Raw genomic sequence first — 16344 nt, 5'->3', positions numbered from 1 at the left:
TATATATCTTCTTAAAATGCTCTTTGTACTCTGTTTTATTGAGTGTATCAATCACATTTTTAAAATTATTTCCCATCTCTATAGGGTTTTCTATTGGTCCTTTTGCTTGTTCGGCTAAATTTTCTGAACGTCCATTCCAAAATTGTCTAAAGTTATATACTGAGTTATATACAGTTGGGGAATTAATATCACCAAATTGCCCATTGATACCTAAAGAAAATTTTAAATTATCATCACCACCTTCATCGAGTTTATGACAACTTGCACAAGAAATTGTGTCATCTGCTGATAAAATTGAATCAAAAAAAAGTAGTTTTCCTAATGCAACTTTTTTCGCATCTAGGTTAGCTACATTAATAATGGGAGTTATTGGTTCAGCATATAGACTGAAAACTAAAAAAATTAATGCTAGTAACAATTTAACCATTTCAACCCTTTGTAAAATTTAAGACAAAAGCTTTATACTTTTACTTTTGTCACTTCAATATAATTTTTATTTATTTGTATTTCATTATATAATAATTCCATATAACCCATAGACAATAAACTCTCAACTAAAAATTAATTAATTTTCCATCCACTAAAACCATGTTTATTCATCATTCTTTTAAGCGATTCATCAATAAAAGGCAATGAGTTACTCATATTGTATTTTTGCATACCTTCAATCGTTGATTCTGCTTCTAATTCATAAATTATATCTTCTAAAGTTTTAAGCATATCCAGGAGTTCATTTTTACTATAGAGTTCAATATTTTCATGCTTCTTTAAGTTTTCTATAAATAAGTTTTGAATTATCAACATATAATAGTGGGACTGCAGGCTGACTAATTCCATTCTACATTTGTTTGTTTCATGCTCAATTTCTAAGCTAATTTCTTCATCTATTTTTAGCATTATTCTCTCTTAAAGTATTTTAACAATTATAACCAATTCTAAGTGTAAATAAAATAATGCTAGAATGGTACTAATACCTACAAAAGTGATGGAACAATGGAATGCTAGTAAAAATATTTCTAATTTTTCTTTTCTCTTTTAAAGCATTTGCCATAACTCTCAACAGTACTTATTACATCGATTCTAGGAATATAAAACTTCAAGATATTCTTCCAAGTGCTTCGTATGATGTAACTTTATTTAAAATTGAGCAAAAAAGATATACAAAAAGAGTTAAATCAAAAGAAGTTCTAAAATTGCTCAAAGAACATGGGTTTAAAAATATTCTCGCATCTAGCAGTTATATTCTCTTCACAAAAAATAGCCCAATTGACACATCTAAAATCAAGTCAAGCATTGCTACCTTGTATAAAGAAAAATATCCAGATATAAAAATAAATTCCATTTTTATTATGCCACGTGGGTATATTAAGTCCCTTCCAAAACAATTTGAAATCATTATGCAAAAAAGGTCTTATCTCTCTAGAAGTGGAACACTAAGTATTAAAACCTTAGATAAGAAGAAATTGTTTTTTAATTATACAATTGATGCAAAAATTTATATTTATGTATCTAAAAAGTCCATAAAGAGAAATGAGAGAATTTCAGCTTTAAATAGTACCAAAAAAAGTATTCAATTTGACAAATTTAGAGCTATACCAATCAATGTGCATCAACTCAATGTTACACAAAGTAAAAGAAACCTAAAGGTCGATTCTATCATCACATCTAGAGATATAGAAACTTTAAACCTTGTTAAAAGAGGGGCTCACGTAACAGTGAATTTTAAAGACAACAGTATAAATATATCTTTTTCGGCAAAAGCCTTACAAAATGGAAAACTAAACGATATAATTACAATAGAAAAACGTAATAAAAAAAGACTTAAAGTACGAGTCATTGGTAAAAATAGAGTGGAGGTAAAATAGTGCAGAAAATTGTTGTTGCTACAAGCGGTGCGAGTGGTGTTAACTTGGGTTTAAAAACACTCGAACTGTTGCCAAAAACGATAGAAAAACACTTTATAATGTCCAAGAGTTCTAAAATAGTCTTAGCTAAAGAGATAGGTGCTGTTGTTCACAAGGGTGAAGATATATCTGCAAGTATAGCATCTGGATCTTTTGGCGTTGATGCTATGATTATTGCACCGTGTAGTATGAATACATTGGCAAAGATAGCTTGTGGGATAAGTGACAACCTAGTTACGCGTTGCGCTGCAGTTATGATTAAAGAGCAGAAGAAGCTTATCTTAGCTCCTAGAGAAATGCCATTTTCTGCAATAGCATTGGAAAATATGCACAAGCTCGCAACTTTAGGAGTCATAATAGCTCCACCAGTTATGGCATACTATTCTGAGCAACAAACGCTTGATGAGATGGAAGACTTTATCATTGGAAAATGGTTTGATTTACTTGGAATCGAAAATAATTTATATAAAAGATGGGAATAAAATTTGACTAGAAAGAAAACAGCACTTTACCCTGGAACATTCGACCCTATAACTAATGGTCATTTCGATATTATTGAACGTTCGTTAGGACTTTTTGATGAAATTATCATAGCTGTTGCAAGTTCTGAAGATAAACAACCAATGTTTACACTTGAAGAAAGAATCCATATGATCAAAGAAGCTACACATAATTTAGATCATGTGAGTGTAGTCGGATTTGATAACCTTACCGTTGAACTAGCCCGTGCTCATGATGCGAACATACTCATTCGTGGTCTTCGTACTGCAAGTGACTTTGAATACGAGCTACAACTAGCCTATCTTAATAACTCTTTAGATAATAGTATAGAGACTGTATACCTAATGCCAAAATTACAACATGCTTTTGTTAGTTCATCATTCATACGTAATCTTTTAAAATTCAACGGGAAGATAGATCACTTGCTCCCAAAATCAGTAGAAGAAATCATAGGAAATATTCGTTAATGTATATTGCTATAGAAGGGATTGATACGGCAGGAAAAAGTACACAAATCTCAAAATTAGCCCAACATTTTAAAGATGCTATTATCACGAAAGAGCCAGGGGCTACAGAAATTGGTAAAGAGATACGAGATATAGTTTTATCGGCTCGTACTAAAAGTAAAAAAGCAGAATTCTTACTTTTTTTAGCGGATCGTGCTGAACATATGCAAGAAGTTGTGGAACCAAATCTTGATAAAATGATTATCTCAGATAGAAGTGCTGTAAGTGGTGTTGCTTATGCCTTAGTACAAGGTGAAATTTCTTGTGAAGATTTAGTGTCATTAAACAACTTTGCTACTAATAACACCTACCCTGAAAAAGTATTTCTCCTTCGTCTTACAAAAAAAGAACTTGAATACCGACTTTCCCAAAAAGAACTAGATGGAATTGAACTTCGAGGAAGCGAGTACCTTCTAAACATTCAAGATGCAATAGTTGAGGCTACAAAGCTCCTTGGATTAGAGCTTGTAGAGATAGATGCTACACAAAATAGAAAAACAATTACTCAAAACATATTAAACAATATCAATAGTTAAAACGCCTTTCCTTCTATCCCTTTTTATTTTCCAATTCACTTACTACCTTGTTCATTGTATATAATGAATCTGGGTTTAGTGAGATAGAATCTATCCCATTTTCAACTAAGAACTGCGTTATTTCAGGGTAGTCAGAAGGTGCTTGCCCACAAATACCTATATATTTATCAGCTTTTTTGCATGCATCTATAGCCATTTTAATCATTCTTTTAACAGATTCATCTCTCTCATCAAAAATATGCGCTATTTTTTCACTCTCTCGATCAACACCAAGAGTTAATTGTGTCAGGTCATTTGAACCGATAGAATACCCATCAAATACTTTCAAAAACTCATCTGCTAAAATAACATTTGCTGGAATCTCACACATAGCGTATATTTCAAGATTATTTTTCCCTTGAACTAAACCTTGAGTGTTCATTATCTCTATAACTTTTTTACCCTCAAGTACGGTTCTAACAAAAGGGAGCATTATTTTGACATTCTTTAAACCCATCTCATCTCTTACACGTTTAAGTGCCTGACACTCCCACTCAAAAGCTTCACGATAGCTCTCATCATAATATCTTGAAGCTCCTCTAAAGCCTATCATAGGATTCTCTTCATTTGCTTCATACTCTAAACCACCAAGCATGTTTCTATATTCATTACTCTTAAAATCACTTGTTCGGATAATGACATTTCTTGGATAAAATGCTGCAGCAATAGTAGCTATACCCTCGCTTAGTTTTTCTATAAAAAACTCTTTAGTATCTGTGTATGGAAGCATGAATGAGAGAATTTCATCTTCATCTCTTACATGATTTGATTTTTTCATATTGACTAATGCCATTGGATGCGCATTTATCGCATTGTTTATTATAAACTCCATTCGAGCAAGACCTACCCCATCATTTGGCATCTTAGCCAAGTTAAAAGCTTGTGCTGGGTTTCCAACATTCACAAGCAATTTTGTTTTTGTAGATTTTAATTGGCTTAGATCTATTGTTTTTTTCTCAAAGGCAAGTTCACCATCATAGATAAAGCCTTCATCTCCCTGTGCGCAGCTAACAGTAATAAGTGCCCCACTTTTTAATACCTTTGTTGCATTAGTACAACCAACAACTGCACATACACCTATCTCTCGAGCCACAATAGCTGCGTGGCATGTTCTGCTACCACGATTAGTTACAACAGCAGATGCCTTTTTCATAATAGGCTCCCAGTCAGGGTTTGTTGTATCTGCTACTAAAACATCACCTTCATTAAAGTTAGAAAATTCTGATGTGTCGTTTATAATGTTAACTTTTCCAAAACCTATCTTTTCTCCAACTGCTCTACCAGATGTTAATATTTTCGCATCTTCTGCAACTTTTATAGAATACTTCTCTACACTTAAGAGCTCATTTTGTTTACTTTGAACTGTTTCAGGTCTTGCTTGAACAATATAAAGTTTATCATCATATACATCTTTTGCCCACTCTATATCCATGGGCTTTTTATAATGTTGTTCAATAATTAAAGCTTGTTTTGCCAACTCTATAACATCTGCATCATTTATAGAAAAACTATTTTGTTGGGCATCACTTGTTTGTACATTTATAGTGCTCTGTCCATCATCACTATATAACATCTTCTCTTTTTTACTTCCTAAAGCACGCTTTAAAATAGTGTTTATACCTTTTTTAAGTGTAGGTTTAAATACAAAAAATTCATCTGCATTTACCCTTCCACTCACAACATTTTCACCTAAACCATAAATCGAATTGATTAATATTAAATTCTCTGAGCCACTCTCTGTATCAATACTAAACATAATTCCACTCGAAGATTTATCACTTCGAACCATCTTTTGTATACCAACAGATAAAGCAACTTTAAAATGCTCAAATCCACGACTTTCTCTATAACTAATCGCCCTATCTGTAAACAGTGAGGCAAAACATTTTTTTACACTGTGTAGTAGCTTCTGGGGAGTATTAATATTTAAAAAAGTTTCTTGCTGTCCTGCGAATGAAGCATCTGGTAAGTCCTCTGCTGTTCCTGATGAGCGTACCGCAACATCAACCCCTTTAGAGTTATATCCACGTGAGAGTATCGTATATGCTTCTAGAACTTCTTTTTCTAATATTTTTGGTAACTGCGAATCCAAAATAAGTTCACGAATATATTTACCACGCTTTTGAAGGTTTTTAGTATCCGATATATCAAGATCTTGAAGTATATTTTTTATAGAATCTTTTATATTGTTTTCTTCTAAAAGTAACCAATAAGCATCACTTGTTGTTGCAAAACCATTAGGGATACTTATTCCTTGAGAACTTAGATTACTGTACATTTCACCAAGACTCGCATTTTTACCGCCAACTTTATCTATATCTTGGATACCTATTTCATTAAAAAATTGTATATATTTCATTTTTTACTCCTTAGGGTTTATTAAGAACTATTATACGCCAAAAATCCTTATATTTATAAATCAAATAAAGATTAAAAATGGTATCCTTTCATCACTATACACAAAGGATAAAGATGGTTAAGTCACTAAGAGGAATGAATGATATTTTAAGTGAGGATTATGAAAGATTTACATACTTCATAAATACTGCTACAGATGTGGCACAAAGATATGGTTTTCACTTTATAGAGACTCCTCTTTTAGAAGAAACTGCCCTTTTTAAACGTTCTGTTGGCGAGTCTAGTGATATCGTTGGTAAAGAGATGTATCAGTTTATAGACAAGGGTAAAAATGATGTTTGTCTTCGTCCCGAAGGAACGGCAGGTGTTGTTCGTGCTTTTATTCAAAAGAAACTTGATAAAGCAGGCGGAATTCACCGTTTCTTTTACCATGGTTCTATGTTTCGTTATGAAAGACCACAAAAAGGTCGTCTAAGACAATTTCACCAATTTGGAGTTGAAAGTTTTGGAATAGATAGCGTGTATGAAGATGCAAACATGATTATGATGGTTGCAGATATTCTACGTGAATGTGGCATTGGGTACAGACTTCAGATCAATTCTCTTGGTGATAATAACTGTATGCCAGAATACAGAGATAACTTGGTAAAGTTTGTAACTGAGTGTAAAGACGAAGTATGTGAAGACTGTATACGCAGACTAGACATAAACCCTATTCGTGTACTTGATTGTAAAAATGAAAAATGTCAAACTCTTTATACAAACGCTCCTAAACTTATAAACAATCTTTGTGAGGCATGTGAAACTGATTTTACTAAACTCAAAAAAATCCTTGATGACAATGAAATCAACTATGAGATAGATACAAATCTAGTTCGCGGACTTGATTACTACTCAAAAACTGCCTTTGAATTTGTCAGTGATGACATAGGAAGCCAAAGTGCTATCGCTGGTGGTGGACGCTACGATAGACTTGTAGAATTTCTTGATGGTCGCCCTACTCCTGCTGTTGGTTTTGCTATGGGGATTGAGAGACTTATGGAACTCATACAGATGCCACAAGATATAAAGAGCGGTTACTACATTGGTGCGATGGATGAAGAGACTGTAGACTTAGTTGTACAACTCGCACATAAGAAAAGACATACAGATAAAGTTACCATTGATTATAAAGCTAAAAACTTTAAGAACCATATAAAAGGTGCGGATAAAGTAAATGCAAAATATTTTGTACTTATTGGTTCAAATGAAATAGAAAGTGGTAAAATAGTCGTGAAAAATGTAGAAGATAAATCAGAGAACACTATTAATATAAAGGATTTCTAATATGGAAACACTTCACCAACTATGGGGTCTATTTTTAGACTTTTTTGAATTTTTCATAGTCGCAGGGGTTATAGGTCTCTTTATGCTTTTTATTCACGATAAGTATGTCCAACGTAAGCATGCTCTTTTAATTAACTATCCTGTTATCGGTAGGGGAAGATACTTACTTGAAGCTCTTCGTGAACCAATGCGTCAGTACTTTGCAGAAGAAAGTTTTTATGATTCTAAAGATAAAGTTGATTGGGTCTACAAAGCTGCTAAAGATGTGCAAAACTACCAATCATTTTCAGTAACACAACCTTTTGGTGGTTCTAGGTTTATCATGAAACATGCGACAAATGTTCTTAATGAAGATGAAGTAGATGAAGATACAAGTGTAGTCTTTGGTAAAGATAGAGAAAATCCTTTTACGTCTCATACTCCAATTATTCGTTCAGCTATGAGTGATGGTGCACTTTCCCCCGAATCTGTACGAGCTTTCTCCCTAGCTGGAGTAAATTCTAATTTAACGATTAATACGGGAGAAGGTTCTCTTACATCTAACCACCTCTTTACATTAAAACCTGATTTGGAGAACTCTAAATACCTTGAAATAATTAAAAGTACTCCATTAGCGGAGTTTGCATTTAAAATTGGAGATAAACTCTTTAATCGCGCAATTGCGCTCAAATGGTATAGAACTATTTTACTTAATAAAAAAACGCAAAACACCTATCTTTACGATGCCGCTTCTCATGTCCTTTTTCGTGTGAATTGGAAAGCTGATATCAAAGACTTTCCACAACAAGTTCCACAGAGTCTTCCCAACATGATTTTTCAAATGAGTTCTGGCCTTTATGGCGTTCGTGATGAAGATGGAAAGTTTGATGAAGTGAAATACCAAAAAGTTATGAAATTTTGTTGTATGACAGAGATTAAAATTGCACAAGGTGCAAAACAAACTGGTGGTAAATTAGCTGGTGCTAAAGTTACTGCTGACATTGCTTATTATAGAGGTGTTCCAGAAGGAGAAAATGTATTTTCACCAAATAGGTTCCCTTTTGCAGACTCTACAACTCACTTACTTGATTTTGTTGAAAGACTTCAAAAGCTTTCTCAGAAACCAGTTGGATTTAAAATAGTTATCTCAGATGCCGGAGCGATTGATGAGATGGTTGAAGAGATGGCAAAAAGAAAAGAGGCAGGTAGAAGTTTACCTGACTTCATTACAGTTGACAGTGGTGAAGGTGGGAGTGCTACAGCTCCACTTGAGCTCATGGAGTCAGTTGGTCTTACAACAAATAATGCTCTATATGTATTAGATACGATTTTAAAAGCATATGATATTCGTGAAGATGTTAAGATTGTAGCAAGTGGTAAAGTGTTAACACCAGATGATGCCATTATAACAATGTGTATGGGAGCAGATGCAATAGGAATTGCTCGTGGATTTATGATGAGTGGGGGATGTATACGTGCAAAAATGTGTTCAGGCTTTGGCTCTCATGTTTGTCCTATCGGAATGGCTACACAAGACCCGAAAAAAAGAGCTTCCTACCTCGTCGTTAAAAAGGGTGTAGAGATTGGAAATTATCATAAAAACCTTATTAAAAGTATGAAAGTTGTTTTATGTGTTATGGGTATAAAAAATATTAAAAGTTTAAATAAGAACTTACTTACATATAAAAATAATAATGGTGAAATATATTTTGATGTAGACTTACACTTTCGTCAAAAACTCCACCTATAGGCAATAAAATGAAAGAATTTGGTTTAGATATATGGGCAAATGATAATTTTTTAATTGATAATGGAAATTTAAAAGTTAATTATAAGAGTAAACCTGCCCTATTGGATATTATAGAAAGTATTAGAGACAATAATACACGTGGTCCTATTTTACTAAGATTTCCACATCTTATAAAAAAACAAATACATAGTCTTTATACTAACTTTGGTAACGCTATTGAAGCAATAAATTACCAAGGTAAATTTAATGCTGTCTTTCCTCTTAAAGTAAATCAGTTTCCAAATGCAATTGATGCTATTGTTAAGGAGGGAAAAGAGTATGGTTATGGACTCGAAGCTGGAAGTAAAGCTGAATTAGTACTAGCAATGGCTAAAGTAACAAAAAATACAAATATCACAGTAAATGGTTTTAAAGACAAAGAGATGATTACTCTAGGTTTTATTGCAGCACAAAGTGGACATGACATTACATTAACAGTTGAAGGTTTAAATGAACTTGAGACAATTATAGAGGTAGCCTCTGAAAGTTCACTAAAAGTTCCAAATATTGGGATAAGAGTTAGACTTCATAGTAGTGGCAGCGGGACTTGGGCAAAAAGTGGTGGAATGGATGCAAAATTTGGTCTCACTTCAACAGAGATTATAGAAGCAGTTAATCTTTTACGAGATGCAAAACTTCTTAATCGTTTAAGTATGATCCATTTTCATATTGGTTCTCAAATGGATGATATATCCCCTATGAAAAAAGCACTTCGTGAGGCTGGAAATATTTATGCAGAACTTAGACGTATGGGAGCTAAGTATTTAGAAAATATAAATATTGGGGGTGGTTTGGCCGTTGAATACGACCAACACTCAACAGCCAAATCACGTAACTATTCTATAGAGGAATTTTCAAATAGTGTTGTATTTGTAATAAGTGAAATTATGGATGCTAAAAATGTAAAACATCCAAATATTTTTACTGAATCTGGGAGATATATAGTAGCTTCTCATGCAGTTTTAATTACCCCTGTTTTAGAACTTTTTTCTCAAGATTATAAAGAGAATCTCCTTAACTTTAAAGAAAAAAATCCACCCCTTATTGATGAACTTCAATATCTTAATAAACAACTGACGGAGTCAAATGCAATAGAGTACCTTCACGATGCACTTGATCATATGGAATCAATTTTAACACTTTTTGATTTAGGATATATTGACTTACAAGACAGATCCAATGGTGAAATTCTTGTACATAATATTATCAAAAAAGCACTCTTTTTAAAATCATCTAGTCCAACAGAAGAATTAGAACAACTCCAAATGAAAACTCAAGAACGCTATCTTATCAATGCTTCAATTTTCCAAAGTCTTCCTGATTATTGGGGGCTTAACCAACATTTTCCAGTAATGCCTCTTCACCATTTAAATACAGCTCCTCATCGTGCAGCAGCATTATGGGACATTACTTGTGATAGTGATGGTGAAATTGGTTTCAACCCTCTTAAACCACTCTATCTGCATGATGTTGATTTAGATCATGAAGAATATTTTCTTGGTTTTTTTAATATTGGAGCATATCAAGAAACCTTAGGTATGAATCACAATTTATTTACAAAACCTAGCGAATATACTATCGATATAAACGATGAAAGTTACAGCATTTCACATAATATTGAATCTAAAAGTATTTTAGAAATTTTAAATTCTATTGGCTATAAAGAAGATGAAATTTTAAATAAGCTTGAAGTTGGTTTATTAAACAGTGACTTTATCACAGAAAAAGAAAAAACAGATACACTTCTACAATTACAATCATTGTTAGAACAAAATGGTTATCTGCGAACTACAAACTAAAGGTACAACTTGGGAATTTATAGTGATATCAAAGAAGATTTTTCAAATGCTTACAAAAATGATCCTGCACTTAACTCAAAACTAGATTTTCTCTTTAACTATCCTGGTGTTTGGGCTATTGCTTGGTATCGTGTAGGAAGTAGACTTCATAACGCAGGTTTTAAGCGTTTGGCTAGAATGATTATGGGTCTTACTCAAATCTTTACACATATAGATATTCACCCAGCTGCGCGCATTGGTCAAAGGGTTTTTATAGATCACGGTACTGGAGTTGTCATCGGCGAGACTTCAATAATTGAAGAAGATGTTGTTATTTATCAAGGTGTCACACTTGGTGGAGTTTCACTTCAACAAGGTAAACGTCATCCAACTATTCGTAAAGGTGCTGTTCTTGGTGCTGGATCTAAAATACTTGGAAATATTATTATTGGTGAATATGCTAAAATCGGTGCGAATTCTGTTGTTGTTAAAGAAGTACCTGATTGTTCTACAGCCATTGGTATTCCAGCACACGTTATAGAAAAAGGACGATGTACTGATCCATTTATGCATAATATGCTTCCAGATATTAACAAAGAAATGTTTGAGTACCTACTTAAGCGTGTAGCAGTACTAGAACATATTCTGGTTGAGGACAACAAATCAGTTTTAGAAGAAGATCTCGAACTAGAAAATATCTACGAATCTTTTATTAAAGCAATGAAAAACTAAAAAAGTATCATATAATTAAACTACTGTAATCATACTAATTTAATAAAAGGACTTTTTTTGGTTCTAAAAAAGCAAAAAACTCAACTATTCATCATTCCATTAAGTACATTATTATTTTTAGGATGTAGTGGTGGCAATGGTACTTCTGCTACGACAAATACAAGTAATAGAGTCTATACTCTCATAGAAGAACATAATTCTACAGGAAACCCAGCAACTGGGAAAATAATACCTTTAATCAGTAGTGCAAAAGCACAGTTAGGAATGAAACTTTTTTTCTCCAAAGCCTTAGGTGGAGATAAAGATGCAGCTTGTGTTACCTGTCATCACCCAAGCCTTGGAGGTGGAGATAACCTTTCATTATCTATTGGTGTAGCTGCAGATATTCCAGAATTACTAGGTAATGGGAGAACACATAACTCTGCTGCTGTAAACTATGATACTGGCTACGCTCCTGTACCTAGAAATGCACCTTCAACCTACAATGTAGCTTTATGGGATAAAGCAATTTTTTGGGATGGGCGAGTTGCTAATGTGCCTGGTGGTATTAGTACTCCAGATTCTGGGCTTGGAATAGTTGATGCTAATGCAGGAGCAAATTTAGCTGCTGCACAAGCTCTCTTCCCCATTACTTCGCACGAAGAAATGAGAGGATTTACTTTTGAAGCTGGAAGTACAAATGCACAAGTACGTACACATTTAGAATTCCGACTAAATGACAACCTTCAACTAGATTATATAGCGAACTCATGGCAAGCTGAATTCGACTCTGTTTATGGAGCTAACTCAGTTACAATGAACAATATACTCGATGCTATTGGTGAATATGAGAACTCACAACTTTTTATAGATACACCTTGGAAGTCATTTGTTGAAGGTAATGCAAGTGCAATATCAAATCAAGCCCAACGTGGAGCTATACTATTTTACAGTTCTTATCAAGATGGTGGGGTTAATTGTGTAGCTTGTCATAGTGGGGATTTTTTTACAGATGAAAACTATCATGTAATGGCAATACCACAAGTTGGAAAAGGTAAAGTAGCTGGAGATGATGATTTTGGTCGAGAGGTTATTGACCTAAATACATCACATAGGTATGCATTTAGAACACCTACCCTTTTAAATACTGAGCTAACCGGTCCTTGGGGACATGATGGAGCATATACTACACTAGAAGGAATAGTCTCTCATATGCTAGATGTTGACACTGCGATAGCTGAATATGATACAACCTTATTAGATACTACTGTTAAAACAACTAACTATTTAGTAAATACAAGCAAGGCGCTCAATCAACTAAATAATAATAAGTTATTAGGTATTTCTCCACATCAAAATGTAAGTTTAAGTGCTGTACAAATCAATGAACTAGTAGCATTCCTTAAAACATTAACAGATGCATGCTTAAAAGATCGTTCTTGTATTGGGAAGTGGATTCCTGATAATAGTGTAACTGGACCTGATGAATTACGTTTAAATGCTATTGATGCATCGAGTAGTTTACTCTAAAATTAAATAAATAAATCCAACCTGCTTTTAGGTTTTTCCTACATAAGTTAAAAGCTTACTAATGAAAAAGTTGCATTATGCTATACTAAATACATGTTATTAATAAAACTAATAGTAAATTAATTATAGGATTATCACTTATGCAAAAACTTAGTAAAAGCGATGCCCCTCATACTACACAAAACGAAAAGACAATGAACCAAGATGACTTTATTGTATCAAAAACCGATACTAAAGGGTATATAACTTACTGTAATCAAATCTTTATCGATATGTCCGGCTATACAAAAAAAGAACTTATAGGTGCAAACCACAATCTTATTCGCCATCCAGATATGCCTGCAGTGGCATTTAAGCTTGCATGGGATTTAATTAAATCTGGGAAAGAGTTCTTTGGTTTTGTTAAAAACCTTAAACGTGATGGTGGTTACTATTGGGTATTTGCATATATTACAGCTGATTATGATCAAGAAGGAAAAATTATTGGATATTCATCTTTCAGACGTAAGCCACCTCAAACTGCGATTGATACAATCATTCCAGTGTATGGCCTTTTAGTTGATGCAGAGAAAAAAGGTGGCATCGAAGCATCTGGTAAATTACTTGGAGATTTTTTAGCACAACACAAAACAACATATAATGATCTCGTTATAAATCTACAAAAAGGCTAGAGGAGATACAATGCAAAATCTAAAAAACTATAAAACCCTAGCTTACTTGGGACTCAATATTACTATCGCTATTTATTTATTTGTAGGGCATGAAATACTTATAGTACCTGTAATTTTACTAGTTTTGAGTGTAGTATTTATTTTTATTCCAAATACCGTAACAGCTTCTAATGAAGATGATGCAGTATTTCAAAAAATTTTAGATATAACACATCAAGTTTCAGAAGGTAAATTAACAAATCGTATTAGCTATGAGAATTCAACTTCACAGGCCGGAATACTTGCAGGTTCTATTAACGATATGCTAGATCAAGTAGAAGTGATTCTTCGTGAGTCAAGAAATAGTATTGAAGCAGTTACAAATGGAGATAGAACAAGAACAATGTTTTCCGCTGGCCTTCATGGTGAATTTAAACTAACAGCAGAAGCGGTTGCAAGTACAATAGAGGCCATGAAAGAAAATGCAACATATCAACTCTCAGGTATGTTTTCAAAAGAATTATCTTCAAGTAATGGTGGGGTTAAAGGAAATCTAGATCTTATTATGAATAATATTGTGCATATTGGAGATGAAATTAAAGATGTAGCGATATCAACAAAACATACAGCGGAGCTTTCACATGAGACAAATAAGTCCGTGGATAATACAAGTACTGAAATGAATAAACTTTACGAACTCATAACGAATACTTCTGATGCAATTACATCTCTTAATTCTAATGTAAATGATATTAGTTCAGTAGTGGAGCTTATTAAAGATATTGCAGACCAAACAAATCTTCTAGCTTTAAATGCAGCTATAGAAGCTGCTCGCGCAGGTGAACATGGACGTGGATTTGCCGTTGTCGCAGATGAAGTAAGGAAACTAGCAGAGAGAACTCAAAAGGCAACTTCTGAAATTTCGATTACAATTGCGACTCTACAACAAGAGTCTAGTAATATTTCTGAAAACTCTGAGAAAATGAATAATATTGCTGTTTCATCTAACGAAACTATGGATGAATTTTTGCATACTATTAATGGATTTAATCAGCAACTAGAGATTAACTCAGCTAGTGCAAATATAAATACAATAGACTTGATGATGACTATCTATAAAATACAACATATAATTTTCAAGTCAGAAGCATATACATCAGTTACAAATGGGACAAATAAAGATGATACTCTCTCGGTAGATCATCACGGATGTAAATTTGGCCAATGGTATGACAATGTAGCTTCTATACTATTTAAAGGGAGTAAAACCTTAGAAAAAATGTCTCACTCCCACGAACTATTTCATAAATCAATCTCGCAAAATATAAGCTTTGTAAAGGAAGGTATAGACTCTTTACAAAAAAATAAATCAATAATTATCAAAAACTTCGATACAGCGGAAACATCTTCTCAAGACCTTTTTGCTCTTATGGATCAACTTGTTAAAGAAACAGAAGGTAATGTAGACTTAGAGAAAATCTAAATCTACAAAAATACCTTCTATAAACTTGTATATATTATTATTTTAGTATAATAATATATACTTTATACAGGAGATTTCAATGCTAACTAAAAGAGTTAACATACTTTCAGAATCAATTACTATTGCTATTACAACACTTGCTCAAGAGTTAAAAGCCCAAGGTAAAGATATACTTAGTTTTTCAGCGGGGGAACCAGATTTTGGAACACCTCAAGTTATTAAAGATGCTGCAATTGCTGCCATCAATGCAGAATGTACTAAATATACTCCAGTTGATGGATACCCAATTTTAAGAGAAGCTATTGCAACTAAACTAAAAAGAGACAATAATTTAACATATGCTCCAAACCAAATTATTGCGAATAATGGTGCGAAACACTCACTTTTTAATCTTTTTGCTGCTACTATCGAAGATGGTGCTGAAGTTATTATCCCTGCACCGTATTGGGTAACATATCCCGAATTAGTAAAATACTGTGGTGGTAAAGTTGTTGAAATTGAAACACACGATACAGATGGTTTTAAAATCACTCCCCAACAATTACAAAATGCTATTACAAGTAAGACAAAGATGCTTGTATTAACTACTCCATCTAATCCAACTGGTTGTATTTATACAAAAGAAGAACTTGTAGCAATTGGAAAAGTTTTAGAGGGTACAGATATTATTGTAGCAAGTGATGAAATGTATGAAAAACTTACATACGAAGGTACCTTTACTTCATGTGCAGCTGTAAGTAAAGATATGTATCAAAGAACTGTAACGATCAATGGTCTTTCAAAATCAGTTGCAATGACCGGATGGAGATTTGGTTATATGGCTGCAGCAAACACTGAGCTTATTAAAGCCACTAAAAAGCTTCAGTCTCAAAGTACATCTAACATTAATTCTATTACACAGATGGCAGCAATTGCAGGACTTGATGGAAGTGCAGATGAAGATATAGCTATGATGAAAGAAGCGTTCATTGAACGTCGTAATGAAGCTGTAAAACTTATGAATGAGATAGATGGATTAAGTGTTATAAAACCAGATGGTGCATTTTATCTTTTTGTAAATATCAAAGAAGTAAGTTCTGATTCACTTGCATTTGCAAAGGATTTGTTAGATAAGAAACAAGTAGCTGTAGTGCCTGGTATTGCATTTGGTAGTGAAGGTTACTTTAGACTTTCATTCGCGACAGATATAAATACTATTAGAGAAGGTATTAAAAGAATTGCAGATTATGTTGCAAGTATAAAGTAGGTATAAAC

Annotated in this window: 15 protein-coding genes and 1 pseudogene; 13 read left to right on the top strand and 3 right to left on the bottom strand. The window is 33.3% G+C overall.

Translation table 11 applies throughout. The features are described from left to right. A partial coding sequence (locus ACI9TV_RS08030; protein WP_415250258.1) for a cytochrome-c peroxidase occupies positions 1-427 on the bottom strand: 427 nt, incomplete at its 3' end. Between the two features lie 134 nt (positions 428-561). Then, complete coding sequence (locus ACI9TV_RS08025; RefSeq protein WP_415250257.1) at positions 562-897, bottom strand: hypothetical protein; 336 nt, start codon at positions 895-897, stop codon at positions 562-564. A 101-nt stretch (positions 898-998) separates the two neighbouring features. On the opposite strand from ACI9TV_RS08025, the gene flgA reads away from it, so the two are divergent. From flgA to tmk, 4 genes are read left to right on the top strand one after another with little or no spacing between them, the layout of a single operon-like run. Further along, complete coding sequence (gene flgA / locus ACI9TV_RS08020; protein ID WP_415250256.1) at positions 999-1865, top strand: flagellar basal body P-ring formation chaperone FlgA; 867 nt, start codon at positions 999-1001, stop codon at positions 1863-1865. Then, positions 1865-2386: a UbiX family flavin prenyltransferase gene (locus ACI9TV_RS08015; protein ID WP_415250255.1), complete on the top strand. Its 522-nt coding sequence runs from the start codon at positions 1865-1867 to the stop codon at positions 2384-2386. The genes flgA and ACI9TV_RS08015 overlap by 1 nt, the downstream gene beginning before the upstream one ends. A 3-nt stretch (positions 2387-2389) precedes the next feature. Then, entirely contained in the window at positions 2390-2872 is a 483-nt protein-coding gene (coaD, locus tag ACI9TV_RS08010) for a pantetheine-phosphate adenylyltransferase (protein ID WP_415250254.1), read from the top strand. Continuing rightward, positions 2872-3447 carry a dTMP kinase gene (gene tmk / locus ACI9TV_RS08005; protein WP_415250253.1) on the top strand — a complete coding sequence of 192 codons (576 nt, stop codon included), beginning with the start codon at positions 2872-2874 and terminating at the stop codon, positions 3445-3447. The genes coaD and tmk overlap by 1 nt, the downstream gene beginning before the upstream one ends. A gap of 13 nt (positions 3448-3460) precedes the next feature. Here the strand turns inward: tmk and ppsA are convergent, their stop codons facing one another. Further along, complete coding sequence (gene ppsA / locus ACI9TV_RS08000; protein ID WP_415250252.1) at positions 3461-5845, bottom strand: phosphoenolpyruvate synthase; 2385 nt, start codon at positions 5843-5845, stop codon at positions 3461-3463. A 113-nt stretch (positions 5846-5958) separates the two neighbouring features. Here ppsA and hisS point away from each other — a divergent pair, with 113 nt between their 5' ends. From hisS to ACI9TV_RS07955, 9 genes and pseudogenes are all read left to right on the top strand, one after another. After that, entirely contained in the window at positions 5959-7170 is a 1212-nt protein-coding gene (gene hisS / locus ACI9TV_RS07995) for a histidine--tRNA ligase (protein ID WP_415250251.1), read from the top strand. Position 7171: 1 nt separating this feature from the next. Next, positions 7172-8899 (top strand): glutamate synthase-related protein, encoded by a 1728-nt coding sequence (locus tag ACI9TV_RS07990; protein WP_415250250.1) that lies wholly within the window; start codon positions 7172-7174, stop codon positions 8897-8899. 8 nt (positions 8900-8907) lie between these two features. Beyond that, positions 8908-10737 carry a biosynthetic arginine decarboxylase gene (gene speA, locus ACI9TV_RS07985; protein ID WP_415250249.1) on the top strand — a complete coding sequence of 610 codons (1830 nt, stop codon included), beginning with the start codon at positions 8908-8910 and terminating at the stop codon, positions 10735-10737. A 9-nt stretch (positions 10738-10746) separates the two neighbouring features. After that, positions 10747-11448 (top strand): serine O-acetyltransferase, encoded by a 702-nt coding sequence (gene cysE / locus ACI9TV_RS07980; protein WP_415250248.1) that lies wholly within the window; start codon positions 10747-10749, stop codon positions 11446-11448. A gap of 57 nt (positions 11449-11505) precedes the next feature. After that, positions 11506-12957, top strand: a complete 1452-nt coding sequence (locus ACI9TV_RS07975; protein WP_415250247.1) for a cytochrome-c peroxidase — start codon at positions 11506-11508, stop codon at positions 12955-12957. 140 nt (positions 12958-13097) lie between these two features. Further along, entirely contained in the window at positions 13098-13628 is a 531-nt protein-coding gene (locus ACI9TV_RS07970) for a PAS domain-containing protein (RefSeq protein ID WP_415250246.1), read from the top strand. Between the two features lie 10 nt (positions 13629-13638). Continuing rightward, positions 13639-14601, top strand: a pseudogene (locus ACI9TV_RS07965) (methyl-accepting chemotaxis protein); the annotation flags it as partial. After that, entirely contained in the window at positions 14590-15090 is a 501-nt protein-coding gene (locus tag ACI9TV_RS07960; RefSeq protein ID WP_415250259.1) for a CZB domain-containing protein, read from the top strand. The pseudogene ACI9TV_RS07965 and the gene ACI9TV_RS07960, both read left to right, overlap by 12 nt. A 79-nt stretch (positions 15091-15169) precedes the next feature. Continuing rightward, positions 15170-16336, top strand: coding sequence for a pyridoxal phosphate-dependent aminotransferase (locus tag ACI9TV_RS07955; protein ID WP_415250245.1), 1167 nt, complete (start codon positions 15170-15172; stop codon positions 16334-16336). Positions 16337-16344: the final 8 nt, after the last annotated feature.

The sequence above is a fragment of the Sulfurimonas sp. genome, assembly GCF_047622445.1.
GTDB lineage: Bacteria > Campylobacterota > Campylobacteria > Campylobacterales > Sulfurimonadaceae > Sulfurimonas.
This window is presented reverse-complemented; position numbering and strand designations above follow the sequence as displayed.